The organism is Cupriavidus necator A5-1 (assembly GCF_000744095.1).
In the GTDB taxonomy this organism is placed as follows: domain Bacteria; phylum Pseudomonadota; class Gammaproteobacteria; order Burkholderiales; family Burkholderiaceae; genus Cupriavidus; species Cupriavidus necator_A.
Window position 1 is genome coordinate 424,489 of record NZ_JQLI01000004.1, and the last position, 16,925, is coordinate 441,413.

The following is a 16,925-nucleotide window of genomic DNA, read 5'->3' on the forward strand; positions in this document are numbered from 1 at the left end:
CTTCTGCGATGAACTGATCGCTCTTTGCCGCAATGAATCTTGATAACCTGAGAGAACTCTCATGACACGCTATCCCCCCATCGCGCCTGAAGACATGTACTACGAGCAGAAGCGCGTGTTTCAGGCCGTTTCCAGCCGCCGCAAGCCATCGGCCTCGTCGCAAGGCGGCGTCGAGGGGCCCTTCGTGCCGCTGGTGCACGTACCCGGCATCCTCGATCGGCTGCAATCGCTTGGCGAGTACTGCCGTTTCCATACGGCCATTCCGCCAAAGCTGCGAGAACTCGCAATCATGATCACAGCGCGCCACGTCGCTGCGCAGCTTGAGTTTCATGTTCATGCCATGGAGGCGCGCGAATTTGGCTTGGCAGAAGAGGCAATCGAGGCGATCGCAGCAAGGCGCCGTCCCGCGGCGATGGATGACGACGAAGCCCTTGTCTACGACTTCTGCACTGCCTTGTTCGCAGAGGGTCGCGTGTCCGATGCCTTGTTCGATCGAGCTGCGGAGCGGTTTGGCAAGGCGGCAATCATCGACCTGATTGCAACGTGCGGTTACTACGCGACGCTAGGATTGGTCATTAACGTCGCGAAGCCGGCAACACCCGCATTCCTGGAAGGGTTCATTCCGGCCTTTCCTGTTCCGAACGATTGAAGGAGTCTCCCAATGCGTTTTCCAGAGCTAGCACCAGACGAAATGACGCCAAGGCAGCGCGAGGTCGCCGCGGCCATCGGCGAGCGACGGGTTGGCGGCCTTAGCGGCCCTTATATGCCACTCATCTACTCGCCGGAAGTTGCAGACCGCGCACAGTTGCTGGGGGACTACCTTCGCTTCAATCTGCGGGTTCCCGAACGTCTGCGAGTTCTGGCCGTCCTGGTGGCCGCTGGTCGGCACCGGGGCAGCGACGCTGCCTCATTTTTGCACCTGGATACCGTCCAGGAATCCGGGCTCGCGGCGTCGACTATCAGCGCTTTGTGCAACGGGCACCGACCCGACGGGATGACTTCGGATGAGGAGATGGTCTACGAATATTGCATGGAGCTGACGCGATCTGGCCGGGTCAAGGGTGTCACATACGACAAGCTGGCGGCTCGCCTTGGCGCCGAGATCTGCCTGGAGCTTGTTGCGGTCTGCGGATACGCGTCGTTTCTCAGCATGGTGGTTAACGTGACGGAATCCCCAATCTGAAAGAGGGCAATTTGTCTCTCATCGGGGGTGTGCCGCCGCGCCCTGGCGGCACCCCCGAGGCAAGTCTCAATGCGCTAACCCTGCCGACACGCGCTCAATGGTGGCGGCGCATTGCATGAGCAATGGCGCGACGCGTTGGTGCAGGATCCGCTCTGGCAGTTGATCCGCAGGACCGCCGCAGGAAAGGGTCATGCGCCGGCCAAGGTGCGCAAGGTTCAGCATGACGCTGATGCTGTGATTGCTGGGCCTGATCTCCCCAAGAGAGGTGCAATAGCCCTGGTTGCGGTACGACTGGATTGCGTGGTCGAATTCGCTGCGCAACGTGCCCAGTTTGCCGTCGTCGCCATGCGCCAGATGCGCAACAATCTTTTCCTGCTCGTTATCACTGCAAGAAGCCATGTACGCCCGCCCCATGGCCCGTCGCGGAAGCGCATATCGATAGCCTACATAGCTCGGTGCGGGAATGTCGGGATTGGTGCATGCGCGCTGCACGACAGTGAGGCCATAGCTCTCATATACCGTGAGTAACACTCGCGTGCCCAACCGATTGGCCAGCTCCGCCATATGCGGAACGATGTCCTCGGCCAACCGGGTTCCTGCCAATGCAGCTGGTTGCAGCGACAGCACACAAAGGCCTAGCCGGTACGCGACGGCGTTTGCGTCGTAGTCCAGGTATCCCACCTTGACCAGGGTACGAGCTAAAGTCGAAACTGGTGTACGGACGGGGAATTTGAGGCGCGGAGTAGAGGGCGGTGGAGCTTTCCGCTGAGAATCTGATTGTCGAGATCGGAAACCAGCACAAGAAAGGTCCACCATGAGCAAGGATAAAGGGAAAGAAGCAGTCGGTCTATCGGAAATCGGGCTTGGGCTCGAGGAGCTGATCAGGCGCGGGGCCCGGCGGGTCATCCAGGAGGCGATTGAAGTGGAGCTGGCAGAGCTGCTTGAGCAGTTCAGTAACGTCAAGACGTTGAGCGGGCAGCGCGCCGTGGTTCGCAATGGCTACCTCCCGGAGCGCGAGGTGCTGACGGGCGCTGGACCGATTGCCGTGAAGGTGCCCAAGGTGCGCGACCGGTCCGATTCCGGCGTGAAGTTCAACTCGGCGATCGTGCCGCCGTATGTGAGGAAGTCGCCGCGGGTGAGTGCGGCGCTGCCCTGGCTGTACCTGAAGGGAGTCTCGACAGGCGACATGAGCGAGGCGCTGTCGGTGCTGCTGGGCGAGGATGCCAAAGGGCTATCGGCCAACGTGGTGAGCCGATTGAAGGCGCAGTGGGCAGACGAGCATGCGAGCTGGAATCAGCGTGATCTGTCGGCGGCGCGCTATGTGTATTGGTGGGTGGACGGCATCCACACGGGTCTGCGCAGCGAAGGCTCGGACGGGCAATGCCTGCTGGTGATCATCGGCGTTACGCCCGACGGCAGGAAGGAGCGCGTGGCGATCGGTGACGGCTATCGGGAATCGAAGGCATCGTGGGCAGAAGTACTGCTGGACCTGAAATCCCGCGGCCTGCAGGCTGGCCCGCTGGCGGCGGTCGGCGATGGCGCCATGGGATTCTGGGCTGCCCTGGAGGAGGTGTTTCCGGCCACGCGCGCCCAGCGTTGCTGGTTCCACAAGATGGGCAATGTCCTGAACGCCTTGCCAAAATCCCAGCACGGCCGCGCCAAGGCAGACCTGCAGGCGATTTGGATGGCGGCCACCCGGGCAGATGCCTATGCTGCCTTCGATCGCTTTGTGACGATCTACGGCGCCAAGTACCCCAAGGCCACCAGCGTGCTCACCAAAGATCGAGACAGCCTGCTGACGTTCTACGACTTCCCGACCGAGCACTGGCAGCACATCCGCACGACGAACGCGATTGAGTCGACCTTCGCGACCGTGCGTCACCGCACGACGCGCACGCGCAATTGTGTGTCACGAGCAACCTTCCTTGGCCTGGCCTTCAAGCTGATCGAGGAAGCCGAGAAAACATGGCGCCGCATCAACGGTGCCGAACACATCGAACTGCTCCTGAAGGGGATCCCCTTCAAGGACGGGGCTCCGGCGCAAGACAATCCGCTGGATCAGCAGAAGCTCGCCGCCTGACCATCGGCCACGATCACCCCCCGTACACCACAATTGACTTTATCTCTGTCTTCGATCTCGAGGATCCTGTCGCCGATGAGCAAAAAGCCTCGGCTCGAGAGCGGTTGGGAAAATTCCTGAAGGCAAGGCGGGAACAGATAGACGCCGCTGTTTGTGTTCGAATCAATGCGCTGAATACAGGGCATATTCTAAGGGACTTGCAGGCGGTAATCCCCCACGCTCCGGATGCTGTCGTGCTACCAAAGTGTAAGGGAATCGGCGATGTGTATCGGCTTTGCGACTTCCTTGAGGCGCTGGAGCAGGTGTACTTCGACGGCCGCCATAAGACTGAAGTAATTGCCATGGCGACCGAGTCAGCAGCCGGTGTGCTGGGGTTGGCATCATATGACAATCCCCCACTACGGCTGACAGCGCTGATCTGGGGTGTTGCGGATTTGGCTGCGGATATAGGGGCGCTACAAGCCGTCAGTGCCGGAACGTTTACGCCGCCATTCTCGGTAGCGCGAACGCTTTGCTTGTTGGCCGCCGCGCAGGCCGGAGTTCAGGCGATTGATGCGGTGAGCACCGACCTGTCCAGCGACGTCCAGATCGAAGCGGAGGCGCTGCTCGCGAAACGAGACGGCTTCTCGGCGAAGGCCGCTGCACATCCATCGCATATCGCCAGCATCAACAGAGTGTTCGAGCCACAACCAGAAGAAGTAGCTTGGGCCCGGGGCGTGGTCGATGCATTCGACAAGGCAAGGCACGCGGGTGTTGTCCGCTTTGGGGGGGGCGATGCTTGATCGGCCGCACCTGCGACTAGCGCATCGGATCCTCAGCCGCATCGATGGAAACGACTGAGAAAATTGAGTGATCGGAAATGGCGAGGGGAGGATAGTCGGGTTTGACGCTTCCATCGGTTTGCGCCACAGGTCTCGACTGATGGACAATGTCTCCATACTTGCGGGAAGCTAGTGCCTCGCCAGGAGCTCGCGCCCCCACCGGAACAATTGGGGGTTCTCTTTTTTAGCGTGTGGTGTGCCCTTATGAAGCACGCTCGATGTGAGCTATGACGAAGAGTCAGCCAACCAAGTGCATATCGGCGTTGCTAGCGGAAGTAAGAGTCGCGCGTCGGCAGGCCGAGAAGGAGGCTTCTGAAGCCGGAGACGGGAACTACATGAAACGTCTGTCTTCGGTTGTGGAGGGTCATATTACAACGGAAGAAGGTCGAGGCCAGCTGATATGGATCGCATGCGCTGCGGAATTAGGCGTGCTTGAGCTGGCTCATCTGCAATTGAACAGACATGCCCGCGAGGCACTCAATGAGCGGGCGCTGAGTGCGCTGTTTTGGGCTGTGGTCCGTCGCTGGAATAGGTCTCAGGCGGAGAGGCCCGGCTTGAAGGGGCATGCCATCCCACAGAAAATTGACGGGGAACCTTGTCTGGATTGTAGCGACCCCTACCTTGATAGGCGTCGATACACACCCCATCGGTGGCTGGAGAGGGATGGCTTGGACGGGAGCCTTCAGGCCCACTCAGACCTGGCGATTCGATTTCGCTGTCTCCGCTGCGAAACGCATTGGGTGCGCCGGTTACTCAACTCTGAGTACTTTGCAGGGTGGTCTATTACCCGGTTTGGGATGGGCTTGCAAAAGGTGAAGGCGAGTACACCCGGTGAGTCTGCAAGTAAAAGTGTGACTCTTGGTGTCTACGCGGACCTCGCCAGCAGTAAGGCGAAGAACCTCTACGGAGTACATCGCCTTCAGCGCACAGGCCTGAGAGGCACTGACCTCAATCCAAGACCCCATCCATCGCCGAGCTGACGAAGTCGGGCGAGACTTCGGTGTCGTAGGGGTGTGCAAGCGAACGCGAGGAAGGTGTGATGGGCAACGCGTCTACCTAGCCTTGGGAACTCCACAGCACGCGCTATGAGGACTTATGGCGCGTCACGCGCGTTGCTTCTGTGGACAAATACCGGGTGCGCAAATTGCGACCGCTGCGGCTTCGCGAAAAACAATATTGACAGAGACATTCCTGCCCCTTAGAGTGGCAACAAATACGTATATGCGATATATCGATCGTATATATGAACTAAAGAGCAGGAGACAACCATGTTCCGATTCACCGTTCTGAAAATCCTTGTCGCCAGCCTGGTCGCCTTCCAGACCATGCTGGCTGCCGCACAAAGCGGCCAGCGGCCTTATCCCAGCAAGCCCATCAAGGTGTTGGTCGGCGTTCCGCCCGGCGGCAGCACCGACACCATCACCCGACTTTTTGCGGACTGGCTGCAGGGAAGCATGGGCCAGCCGGCCGTGGTGGAAAACCGTCCTGGCGCAAATACTGCCATGGCGGCGGACGCAGTGTCCCGTTCCGCTCCGGACGGCTACAGCTTGCTGCTCGCAACAGATGCCTTCCTCACCATGCCGTTGTTGGCCAAGCAGAGCTTCGATCCGGCCAAGGACTTCGTGCCCGTCGGAACGGTGGGGCTCACCCATTTCGTGCTGGCGGTTCATCCGTCCATGCCGGTCAACTCGGTGCGCGAACTCATTACCTATGCCAAGTCCCATCCGGGCCAAATCAGTTACGGTTCTTCAGGCAATGCCGGTACATCGCACTTGGGACTCGAGAAGTTCAAACTGCTGACCGGAACGAACATGGTGCACATCCCTTACCGTGGAGCTGGCCCTGCGCTGACCGACGCCATATCCGGCCAGTACCAGGTCTCTTTGTGGACGCCCTTGACGATCGCTCAGCAAGTGAAGACGGGTAAGCTCAAGGCGCTGGCTGTGACGGGTTCAAAAAGGGTCCCGAATCTTCAGCAGGTTCCGACTTTCGCCGAGTCCGGATTGCCCGCCTATGACCACAAGGTGTGGTACGCGGTGTTCGCCCCGGCCGGCACGCCAAAGCCGATCGTGGACCGGCTCAACGCCGAAATCTCCAAGATGCTCGCTTCACCGAAAATCCGGCAGAAGTTCGAAGACGCCGGAGTGGAGCCACTGGTGTCGACCCCCGAGCAACTGGCTTCCATGATGCGCTCCGACACGAACGAGGTTGGCAAGCTGATCCAGGCTGCCAACATCAAGATAGACTGAGGCGAATAATGACTGAGACTCTGACTACGACGCTTACCCGCTACGCGGCATCCACCACATACGACGCCCTTCCCGCGAATGTGCGGGAGCGTGCCAAGCAGGTGATCGTCGACGAGATTGCATGTTCCTACTTTGGGCGGCGCAGCCTCGCTGGCGATCTCGGTGCGCGCTACGCCTCTGAGGCCGGCGGCCCACCAGAAGCGCGCATCTACGCGACAGGCCAACGCGTGTCCGCGCCCAACGCGGCGCTGGCCAACGGCGCTGCGGGCCATGGCGAGGAGGTCGATGGCGCGCATGTGGTGGGAGGGCATCCCGGTGCCAGCATCGTCCACGCTGCCGTCGCCATGGCCGAGAAACAACGGACGACCGGTGCAGAACTGGTGAACGCTGTCGTGCTCGGGTACGACGTTGGTGTGCGCATCGTCGAGGCCTGTGGCAAGCTCTACGGAGTCAAAGACCGCTTCGGCCTCGATTCCGCTTTCCTTTATGCGTTCGGCTGTGCCGCTGCGGCCAGCCGACTGCTCGGGCTCGACGCCACCCGCCATGCCCACGCGCTGGCGCTCACAAGTTTCAGCACGAACGCGCTCGCCTCGTTCTATGCAGAGAAGCGGCACATCAGCAAGTCGTTGTGCAACGGCCAGTTTGCTTCGGCGGGTGTGAGCGGCGCGTTGATGGCCCGCGCAGGACTGGAAGGCCATGAGGACATCGTCGGCGCGCCGTATGGCGTGCTGCATGCATGGGGCGCTGAGGGGCAGCGGGAGGCAGTGACCCGTGGGCTGGGGGAGCAGTTCGCCATCATGGGTGCCAATTTCAAATTCGTGAACGCAGGCTATCCGATCCATGCGCCCGTGGAGGCTGCCCTCAAGATGGTGACCACGCACGGCATTCGTGTCGAGCAGATCGCGGCCGTCGACGTCGGTATGCCGACCAACACGATGAAAGTCGTAGACAACCGGGATATGCACAACATCTGTCTGCAAGACATGCTGAGCGCGGCACTCGTGCGCGGAGGGCTGAAGCTACGGGAATCGCCGTTTCCCGAGGTGCTGGCCGATGCGGGGTTTGCGCGGCTGCGCGAGCGTATCACATTGCGTGGTCATCCCGATCTCGACCGCGACCAGCCCGATGGGCGCGGCTCCATCGTAACCATCACTACCGTGGACGGCGCCTCCCTGTCCGCGCGTGTCGATTATCCACGTGGTCACAGCAAACGCGGAGGGGCCACCTGGCCTGAACTCGCGGAAAAGTGGCACGAAGGTCTCCCCGAATGCGACGTGGACCGAATGCTGGCCGTGGCGCAGCGTTTGGATGAGGTGGAGGACGTCAACGAATTTCTGGACGCGTTTCGGGCGCGTTGAGGGGCGCTTGGTGCGGAAGCGGGGCGCCGCTGGCGCGCCCTGGCTCGAGTGCCAAGCGCCCAGGTCTGCAACTACCGTGTAGGCAAGGACGCTCCGCAGTAGTTGCTGGCTGGACAAAGCGATGGCACTTCCTGTGCTGATCCAGAACGCCTCTGCTGGCCGCCATGAAATCGTCCATGTCCGCGCTAAAAGCTATGTCGACGGATTTGTCGCGCTTCAGTCAGTGACGCGAAGAACTGTAAGACGTTAACGCGCTGTCTGGGGCTTTCCTATGAGCGCCTGACACGTGTCCAACGGCGGATTGCCATGGTTCCGCTGGTCAACGCGCGTGACGAATTAATCCTTTATACGAAGACGAGGAAGCGAATGTCTTGGTATCCACGCGCCCACTGTCAAGCCCTGTCGGCGTTCGTTCTTTGCCTTGCCATTTGTGCTATGACGGCAGGTGTCACGCGGCTTGCTCTCGCAGCCAGCCCCGAATATGTCATTGCCCATACCGCTGCGGGGACTGTCCGCGGCAAGGTTTCAGGTGATGACGCTGTTGATGTATTCAAGGGCATACCCTATGCGTCACCGCCCGTCGGCGAGCTTCGCTGGCGAGCGCCGAGGCCTGCGACGCCATGGTCAGGTGTGCGCGACGCGTTCGGCCCAGGCAGTCCATGCCCTCAGACCGGCCGCTTGGCTAGTACGAATGAGGATTGTCTCTACTTGAATGTATGGAGACCTCATCGCCGACTCGCTCGCGGCCTCCCTGTCATGGTATTTATCCATGGCGGGGGCCAGCGTACTTCGGCCGCTCACGAGTATAACGCGGACTGGCTCGTGACACGCGGGGAACCTGTCGTTTTCGTTTCCATTAATTATCGCCTGAATATCTTCGCGTTCCTCGCCCATAGGGAGCTCACCGCTGAGGAACCTCAGCTTGGCTCTGGCAACTATGCCTTGCTGGACCAGATGCAGGCGCTCCGTTGGATCCGGGAGAATATTAGAAGTTTTGGAGGCGATCCCAATAACGTAACGATCTTCGGAGAATCTGGCGGGGCACAGGCCGTTTGCGTTCTCTTGGCAGCGCCTCAGGCGCGTGGTCTGTTTCATCGGGCCATTTCGCAGAGTGGCCCTTGCCAATGGCAGTTTTACCCATCTCTGAGGGCGTCCGAAGACAAGGGCGCGGACATTGCTGTACAGCTTGGGTGCACACAACCGAATCCGCTGCCCTGTCTGCGTGCCCTGCCGACGAGCATAGTCCTTGGCAAGGAGCAAGGTGCCACATCTGACACGGCCTCGGCTCAGCCGTCCTGGGGGGGAGGAGCCTTTCCACTTCCTATGCGTGAGGCAATAGCATCGGGAAGGTTCACGCGGGTCCCATTGATGCAGGGTTCGACCCGCGACGAGGCTATGTTTCAACTGGCGCTCCAGTATGGAGGATCTCGTGAGGCAGTTCGTGCAGAGCAGTATCGCGCCATTCTGAGTAGTTACTTCGGCGACTCCCGGGTATCGGCGATTGAAGCGCAGTATCCGCTGGTAGATTACCCCGCGCCTATCTATGCGTTGAGCGCTGCCTTGAGCGATTCTGGTATGGTCACCAACAACCGCATCGGGCTGTGCAATCTCCACTTGGCCAATCAGTTGGCGGCGCCTCACGTTTCCTTGTATGCGTACGAGTTCGCTGACAGGAGCGCGCCTTATCCCACGCCGATATTCAATGCGCCGGGGAACCTGATCGCTGCAGCTCATACTATGGAGTTGTCGTATCTCTTCCATCAAAGCGAGCTGACGACCGCGCAGCGTACCGTTTCTGACTTGATGATCCGGTACTGGACGAATTTCGCGCGCAAGGGTGATCCTAACGGGGAAGGATTGCCAAATTGGCCGGCTTACCAACCGGATAAGCAGGCGGTAATGAGGTTTGATTCTCATAATGTCCGGGCAGATCTCGACTTCTTCTCCCGGTACAAATGCAAGTTCTGGGCAGAACAAGGCTTTGGTACTTTATCCGGACCTTACCCGAGATCCACGGCAAGTGGCCCTAAGTACGAGTAGGAGATTCGCCAGCCTTACGCCGAATGCGCCAGGACGGGACTGCAGCGGGATGCCTCCTTGTATTGTGCCCAAGCACCTATCCAGCCCGACCCTCCACCTCGTGCAATGCCGAAGCGGCTGGATGGGAATGCCAGCGATGACCGTGTTCATCTATTGCCCTGCGCCATGCGGGCTAGACCGCGTAACGATATGCTCGTCGTTGGCCGACAAGCCTCATTAATAGGACCAACATTCTGAAGACTGGCTGATTCTAAAATGCAATTAATTGCCGTATTCAAACTTCGACCGCAAATGCTGGCCTGTATGAGGCCGTCCGATCGGTGCGGCGGAGCAGTTATACCGTCGCGGAGTATAGTTTCACGATCATGAAATAATCCGGGAGGGTCCATGTCGCGACAACTACCTGATCCAACTCCACCTTAACGCGCGACGATTCGCACCATTCACCAACTGGGCGATCGCGTTCGAGCAAGCCGGGCAGGGGAAGGGATACCGATTGACCAGGCGGCGAGGAATTGCGGTGATTCCATCAGCATGCTGTCCAAGCTTGAAGAGTAGGGCCGCGATCAGGATGAGCGTCAGGCTCGGAAGGCCCCCTCGATCGGTGCGCGGAAACGCTAGGGGCGCGCTTCAACCGGGACGCATTTCACGTCTTGTTGGTCCATCCGATGCGATGCCGCTCCTGCGTGGCCTCGTGCCGTGCATCCTCTTCGCTGTGCAGGTAGCCGCTGGTGGTGGCGATGGAGGCATGGCCAAAGTTGTCGCGCACAAAACGCAGGTCGACCTGCTGGTCGGTCATGTGCGAGCCTGCCGTGTGGCGCAGCCAGTGGGCCGAGGCGCTGGCCAGCACCGCAGCCTGACCCTCCCACTCGGGCCCGCGCGCGCGCAGGCGCGCAGCCGCCATGGCAAATACCTCCTTCAGAATCAGATGCAGCGCTCCGCGTGACAGGGCCTTGTCGCGACCCGCCTCACGGCCGATAATGGGCAGCACCAGCGGGCGCGTTTCCCCAGGCTGCGGGCTAGGCGGCAGTCCGTGGGCGCGGCGGTAGCGCGCCAGTTCGGCGATCAGTTTATCGGTGGCCGGTACCAGCCGGGTCTTGTTGCCCTTGCCGGTCACCTCCAGCCACCAGCGCTCGATGCCCTGAGCGTCGCGCCGGCAGAAGAACGCTCCCAAGGGCGTGCTCGTGACTTCCGAAGCGCGCAACCCACCCAGATAGAGCGCCGTCAGCACCCAGCGGCAGCGCGCCGCATGCAGGCCCTCGCGCACGGTGCCGACCGGCATCGCCTCGACGGTTTCCTTGACGGTCGCCCACAGCTCGTGGCTCAGATAGCGCGTGATGCGCGGCCGGCTGGGGCACGCCGGCGCCGCGCGAGCGCGAGCGGGTTGCCGGCCAGGTAGCCGGCCTCGGTCAGCCAGGCGAAGAGCGCGTTCAGGATCACCATCGCGTGGCGCACGCTGGCGGGCGACAGCGGCCCGGCAAAGGGGCGCCAGTCCGGATGGCTGCGTGCGAGCTTCTTGCTGCCGGCCAGTACCCAGCGCGCGGCCGGCTGCGGGTCAGCCAGGAAGCGCTCATAGACGAGCAGGTCCTCGTGCGTCAGTGAAGACAGCGGCTTGCCGAGCTGCAGCACCGCCCACAGGATCAGCCGTAGAACGAAGTAATTCTGTCACTCCGGAATCCCGCCGAAACCCGCGCTGTACATAGAAGCCCGGAGGGCGAATTGACACTATTACTTGCACTCGAAACGAAGGAAATGTGGGTCTTCCGCACTTTGTGTGACGGCTGCGTCGAGGGCTTGATCTCGGGCCGATCTGGCCCCATTTGATCGTTACAATGAGCCAAGTTCTCGGTGGGATCGATCAAATTCTCGCCCGTGTGGGTAAGCGCGTCGTCTCCAGCGACGCGCGACGGGAGACCATCACTGTCGAAGCCCGCAGTACGGTTCGCGCGGCACATTGTACTGCCTGCCGTCGTTGGAGTAACCGACTCCACGGCAGCTATGTGCGCAGTCTGGAAGAACGACCGATGCTCGAGCAGCGGGTCGTTCTCGCCGTTGAGGTGCGTCGCTTCAAGTGCGCGAACGCCGGCTGCCCCCGTTGTACGTTTGCCGAGAACATCCACGCCTTGGCCGGTCGGCATCAACGTCGAACGCGATCGCAGGCTCGGGCGTTGTACGCGCTGGGCCACGCCCTCGGTGGTGAGGCGGCAGCCCGGCTTGCTAACGCCTTGAGGTTGCGCACCAGTGCCGACACCGTGCTGCGGAAGTTGCGACGAACTCCTGGGCGCAAGCGCAAACCACGACCGCGGGTCGTCGGCATCGATGACTGGGCGATCGCGCGGGTCACCAGTACGGCACGATCATCGTCGACCTGGAGCGACGTGAGCCGATCGAAGTGTTCGCCGGCAGGGAAACAACTGCGGTGGCCGCATGGATGCGTGCGCACCCATCGATCGAGATCGTCGCCAGGGACCGGGCCGGGGCCTACTCCGAGGCGGTCGACATCGCGCTGCCGGCAGCCAAGCAAGTCTCCGATCGATGGCATCTGCTGTGCAACCTGCGCGACAACGTCGAGAGGTTGCTGTACCGACTCGGGCCGCAACTGCGCCAAGCCGCGCAGCAAGGCGAGGTCGGTGGCGTGACCCTGGGCCGGCAGGGGTTGCTGAGCGGCACCTCACTGCGGTCATGGCAGCGCCTGAGCGATCAGCGACGCGCCACGCGGCTGGCGCTGTACGAGCGGGTGATGGCGCTACGCGCCCAGGGCGGCACGATGAAAGGAATCGGGCGCGAGCTCTCAAGCGACCATCGAACCGTGCGCAAGTTCATCACCGCGGGGGCCTTCCCCGAGCGCGCACCCAAGGCGCGGGGTCCGACGCCTTTGGATCCCTATCGCAGCTATATCGAGGAACGAATCGCCCAGGGCTGTCGCTGTCCGAGACTGATCTGGCAAGAACTCAAGCAGCGAGGCTATACGGGCAGTCGCGCCGCCGTGCAGAATTGCGTGGTCCGCCCCCTCTTTCCGCAGGGCAAGGTACCGCTTCTCCAGGCACCCGTGCGCACGATGCCGTGCCCGTCGGTCCGGCGCGTGTTCGGATGGCTTGTCGGATGGAGGAAGCTCGCCGTCGAGGAGCCCAGGAGCGCGGACCACGAGCGCTTCGTGCAGGCGCTGTACAAGATCGAACCCGTGGTGGGCGAGGTTCGCAGCCTCGCGCGGGAGTTTCTCGGGCTCATGCACCGGCGAAGTCCGTGGCAGTTCGATCGATGGTTGAAGAGTCTGTCGCGCTGCGACGCTGCGGAAATGCGTAGGTTCGCGCAAAGCCTGCGCGCCGACTTACCGGCTGTGCGGGCGGCCTTCAGGCTGCCATGGAGCAATGGCCAGACCGAGGGTCACGTCAACCGGCTCAAGTTCCTCAAGCGCCAGATGTATGGCCGCGCGAACATCGAGCTTCTACGGCTGCGGGTATTGAAGCCAAACTGAACGACCGGCCTGCCTTGTCCTGCTGGACACGCTAGTCCGATCGCCATCGCAGGCGGGTGAGCTCGTGCGGCCGGCACGAGGCTGGCGGGCTCGCCCACGTTCGTCAACAAGCAGAAGATGGTGGTGGTGGGCGGTGGAGACGACGGCCGTTCCACGCTACAACATCCTCCACGCCAGTGCGCCCTCGTCACACAAAGTGCGGAAGACACAACTTTACTTCGCTGAGTTAAATCATTGATTTCATTGATGTTACCTTCGGTTGCGATGCCGTTGTCATGCGAATTGACGTCATTGCTTCGGAATCAGTGACAACTTTCTAACTTTCTTTTGGTCTACGTTACCCCGATACGGAGGCGCGTCCTTGGGCGATTGTGGTAGGCTCGCGCGCTGATATGGAACTCAGACACTTGCGCTACTTCATTGCGGCGGCCGAGGAAGAGCACTTCGGCCGCGCGTCGGAGCGATTGCACATCACCCGCCCCGCCGTCTCGCAGATCATTGCCGATCTCGAGATTGAACTGGGCACGTCCCTGTTTGAGCGCCATGCACATCGCGTGACGCTTACTGCGGCGGGAAAGGCACTGTTGCCGCCGCTGCAGGCGATGATGAGCGACCTCGATCAGGCGATTGCAATGGCCAGGCGGGTGGGTGAGGGGAAGTCCGGCGCGCTGAACATCGGCTACGGCTCGCTCACGCTCATGCATCCTCTGTTTCGGACTGCCGTGAAGGCATTCCATGATCGCTGCCCCGACATCACGCTGTCGCTGCTCGAGATTCCTAGCTCGGAGCAGCCGCGGGCGCTAGCCGAGGGCCGTATCCACGCCGGCTTCATGCATTTCCGTCCTCGTTCGCCGACGCTGCGAAAGACCAAGCCGGGCAATGCGCTCGCACAGGAGGCGGCGGTGCTCGAGCGCCTCAAGATCCAGACGGAGGGGCTCGGTCTTGTCGTGCCGCATGACCACCGCCTGGCGGGGCGGCGGTCCGTCTCATTGCGCGAACTGTCCGACGAGTCCTGGGTGGTCGTGCCCCAGTCGACTGTCAGCTTTGGCTATGGGCCGCTGTTCGCCTTGTGTCAAAAGGCCGGGTTTGAGCCGCGCATCGTGCAGCAAGTGACTTCTATTACGAGCCTGCTCAACCTGGTTTCGGTGGGTGTCGGAATTGGTCTGTGCGTGACTGGTCCCGGGCTGGTTTTTCCGCCAAGCCTGTCCGTTCTGGGCATTAAGGGCGTCAATTACCCGATCAACTTCGCGTTGAGTTGGGTCAAAGGGCGCATGGAGCCGGTTCTCGAGCGCTTTGTGCAGACGGTGAAGGAACTGTCGTAGCAGGATATCCCTCCCGCTTTGTACTCCGCTACTTTCACCGATCTGCGTCGCTTTCGTTCGTGGCTTGTCACGGACCCACGGCCAACAGCGACATTCCCAGAGCCGCGCGGCGCCACAGCCACGGGCTCGGGCGGTAGCGCATGTCGCTGGTGAGCGCTTCCATGTTGCGCAGCGTCTCCAGCACCAGCTGCGGACCGACCGCGTCGCCCAGCGCCAGTGGACCCTTGGGATAGCCCAGGCCCAGGTTGACCGCCAGGTCGATGTCGGCCGGCGTGGCGATGCGCTGCTGCGCGATATCGCTGGCGATATTGATGATGCAGCAGAGCACGCGCTGTGCGACAAAGCCGGCCGAGTCGCGGATCACCGTGACCGGCACGCCGTCGCTGGCGAACAGCCCGTGCGCGGCATCACGCGCGGCGGCGCTGGTGGCCGGCGTGGTCATCAGCGTGCGGCGCTTGGTGGCCTCGAACGGCAGCAGCGTGTCGATGGCGACGGTACGGGCCGGATCCAGGCCTTGTTGCAGCGCACTGGTGGTGGCGTCCAGGCCCAGCGGCGTCACGATGATCAGTGCGTCGGCCGAGGGCTTGTTGCCACCTTCCGGGGTCACACCCAGCGCGCCCAGCAGCCTGGTCACCATGGCATGGCCGCGCTCGCTGGCGTGGCTCACCCACACGCTCGACGGGCGCGCGGACGGCACCACCGCGGCGCCGGGAACCTGCTTCTGGCCATCGGCGTAGCGGTAGAAACCGGCGCCGGCCTTGCGGCCGACCAGCCCGCCGACCGAGCGGATCGCGGTGATCGGCGAGGGGCGGTAGCGCGGTTCCTGGTAGAACTGGTTGTAGATCGATTCCATCACCGGGTGCGACACGTCCAGCCCAGTCAGGTCCATCAGCTCGAACGGCCCCATGCGGAAGCCGGCCTGCTCGCGCATGATGTTGTCGATGTCGGCAAACTCGGCCACGCCTTCCTGCGCGACCTTCAGGCCTTCGATATTCATGCCGCGGCCGGCATGGTTGACGATAAAGCCCGGCATGTCCTTGCAGCGCACCGGCGTATGACCCATGTGGCGCGACAGCGCCATCAGCGCGTCGCCCACCGCCGGGTTGCCCGACAGGCCGTCGATGACCTCGACCACCTTCATCAGCGGCACCGGGTTGAAGAAGTGATAGCCGGCGATGCGGCCCGGCTGCTTCGAACCCACGGCGATCGCGGTGATCGACAGCGAGGACGTGTTCGAGGCGATGATGGCGTCTTCGCGCAGCACGGCTTCGAGCTTGGCGATCAGGTCGCGCTTGACCTCCAGCTTCTCGACGATGGCTTCCAGCACCATGTCGCAGCCGGCCAGGTCTTCCAGCGCGCCGCAGGGCTTGACGCGGGCCAGCGTGGCCTCGGCGTCGGCGGCGCTGATCTTGCCCTTGTCGGCCAGCTTGCCCAGCGTATCCTGCAGGTACTGCCGCGCCGCGGCGACCGCCTGCGGGTTGGCGTCGTACAGGTTGACGGTGAGGCCTGCCTGCGCGGCGATCTGCGCGATGCCGCGGCCCATGGCGCCGGTACCGACGATGCCCAGGTTGTCGATAGAAGTTGATGATGTAGCGAGAGAGTTCATTTGGGCGGTTGGTTTCGCTTGACGCGAAGTTGTTGGGGCGTCGGGTTATGCGCGATGTACGGCGGCCACAATGCACCGCGGCCCGGGCAGCAAGGTGCTGAAATCCAGCACCTTCACCCCAGTCAGTGGTTGTGTCATGACGTCCCCGCCTTGGCGCGTTCGGCAGCGACGCGGGCGCGGCGTGCAGGCGCGTAAGGTTCCTGGCCCAGCGCCTCGTACAGCGCCTGCGTCACAGCGTAGTGCTGCGCCAGCCCGGTGCGCTCGAGCAGCGAAATCGGGCCTTCCGGATACCCGAGGCCCAGGCACAGGGTCTTGTCCAGGTCCGCGGCGCTGGCCAGTTTTTCGTCCAGGCGCCGCAATGCCGCGTTGAAGTAGGGCCGGATCAGCCGGTCGACGATGCGGCCGGGAAAGTCATTGCAGACCGCCACCACCAGGCCGCTGGCCTGGAATGCCGCCTTGGCAGCCTCGATCGCTGTGGGATTCGTGCCCGGTTGCCGCACCAGTTCGACCAGCGGGCTGGGATCGGCATTGCCCAGCCGGAAGCGGGCGAAGCCAACGACATTCGACCCTTCCAGGCCGCGGCTCTCGCCCGTATGGACGCCCAGGCACTCGGTATCGAGCTCAATCGCCACAAAGGTCCGGGCCTCATGGCCGGTACCGCTGGTATAGGCTGCGCCAGCATTGGCGCCGAGGTAGACCAGGCCCTCGCCATCCGCAGTGGATTGTTCCACGAAGGCATGCGGGGCACGGAAAGAGCGGCTCTCGCCGGCACGTACGATCTCGTATCGCAT

At 62.1% G+C, this 16,925-nt stretch carries 12 protein-coding genes and 1 pseudogene; 9 read left to right on the forward strand and 4 right to left on the reverse strand.

Annotation, left to right across the window (positions count from 1 at the left end; all coding sequences use genetic code 11):
* Positions 1 to 61: 61 nt before the first annotated feature.
* Together K307_RS23845 and K307_RS23850 are read left to right on the forward strand one after the other, a co-directional pair.
* Entirely contained in the window at positions 62 to 649 is a 588-nt protein-coding gene (locus tag K307_RS23845) for a carboxymuconolactone decarboxylase family protein (protein WP_051975147.1), read from the forward strand.
* A gap of 12 nt (positions 650 to 661) precedes the next feature.
* Positions 662 to 1,183, forward strand: coding sequence for a hypothetical protein (locus K307_RS23850; RefSeq protein ID WP_042883254.1), 522 nt, complete (start codon positions 662 to 664; stop codon positions 1,181 to 1,183).
* A gap of 66 nt (positions 1,184 to 1,249) precedes the next feature.
* Here the strand turns inward: K307_RS23850 and K307_RS51165 are convergent, their stop codons facing one another.
* Positions 1,250 to 2,089, reverse strand: a complete 840-nt coding sequence (locus tag K307_RS51165) for an IclR family transcriptional regulator domain-containing protein (protein ID WP_080745201.1) — start codon at positions 2,087 to 2,089, stop codon at positions 1,250 to 1,252.
* On the opposite strand from K307_RS51165, the gene K307_RS23860 reads away from it, so the two are divergent.
* From K307_RS23860 to K307_RS46515, 5 genes are all read left to right on the forward strand, one after another.
* On the forward strand, positions 1,998 to 3,263 hold the full coding sequence (locus tag K307_RS23860) for an IS256 family transposase (protein WP_042883256.1): 1,266 nt from the start codon (positions 1,998 to 2,000) through the stop codon (positions 3,261 to 3,263). The two genes, K307_RS51165 and K307_RS23860, sit on opposite strands and share 92 nt — an antisense overlap.
* Before the next feature lie 104 nt (positions 3,264 to 3,367).
* Entirely contained in the window at positions 3,368 to 4,045 is a 678-nt protein-coding gene (locus K307_RS23865; RefSeq protein WP_051975148.1) for an HpcH/HpaI aldolase/citrate lyase family protein, read from the forward strand.
* 1,307 nt (positions 4,046 to 5,352) lie between these two features.
* Positions 5,353 to 6,333: a Bug family tripartite tricarboxylate transporter substrate binding protein gene (locus tag K307_RS23875; protein ID WP_042883258.1), complete on the forward strand. Its 981-nt coding sequence runs from the start codon at positions 5,353 to 5,355 to the stop codon at positions 6,331 to 6,333.
* An 8-nt stretch (positions 6,334 to 6,341) separates the two neighbouring features.
* A complete protein-coding gene (locus K307_RS23880) occupies positions 6,342 to 7,691 on the forward strand; it encodes an MmgE/PrpD family protein (RefSeq protein ID WP_042883259.1) in 1,350 nt (449 codons plus the stop codon).
* Between the two features lie 435 nt (positions 7,692 to 8,126).
* Positions 8,127 to 9,731: a carboxylesterase/lipase family protein gene (locus K307_RS46515; protein ID WP_230626081.1), complete on the forward strand. Its 1,605-nt coding sequence runs from the start codon at positions 8,127 to 8,129 to the stop codon at positions 9,729 to 9,731.
* Between the two features lie 646 nt (positions 9,732 to 10,377).
* Here K307_RS46515 and K307_RS23890 read toward each other — a convergent pair.
* Positions 10,378 to 11,384: pseudogene (locus K307_RS23890) on the reverse strand (tyrosine-type recombinase/integrase); the annotation flags it as partial.
* Positions 11,385 to 12,123: 739 nt separating this feature from the next.
* On the opposite strand from K307_RS23890, the gene K307_RS23895 reads away from it, so the two are divergent.
* Both K307_RS23895 and K307_RS23900 read left to right on the forward strand, forming a co-directional pair.
* Positions 12,124 to 13,206, forward strand: coding sequence for a transposase (locus tag K307_RS23895; RefSeq protein WP_042883261.1), 1,083 nt, complete (start codon positions 12,124 to 12,126; stop codon positions 13,204 to 13,206).
* A 407-nt stretch (positions 13,207 to 13,613) separates the two neighbouring features.
* On the forward strand, positions 13,614 to 14,528 hold the full coding sequence (locus tag K307_RS23900) for a LysR substrate-binding domain-containing protein (protein WP_230626048.1): 915 nt from the start codon (positions 13,614 to 13,616) through the stop codon (positions 14,526 to 14,528).
* A gap of 67 nt (positions 14,529 to 14,595) precedes the next feature.
* Here the strand turns inward: K307_RS23900 and K307_RS23905 are convergent, their stop codons facing one another.
* On the reverse strand, positions 14,596 to 16,134 hold the full coding sequence (locus tag K307_RS23905; RefSeq protein ID WP_042883266.1) for a 3-hydroxyacyl-CoA dehydrogenase: 1,539 nt from the start codon (positions 16,132 to 16,134) through the stop codon (positions 14,596 to 14,598).
* Between the two features lie 134 nt (positions 16,135 to 16,268).
* Positions 16,269 to 16,925, reverse strand: a complete 657-nt coding sequence (locus K307_RS23910; RefSeq protein ID WP_042883268.1) for a 3-hydroxyacyl-CoA dehydrogenase family protein — start codon at positions 16,923 to 16,925, stop codon at positions 16,269 to 16,271.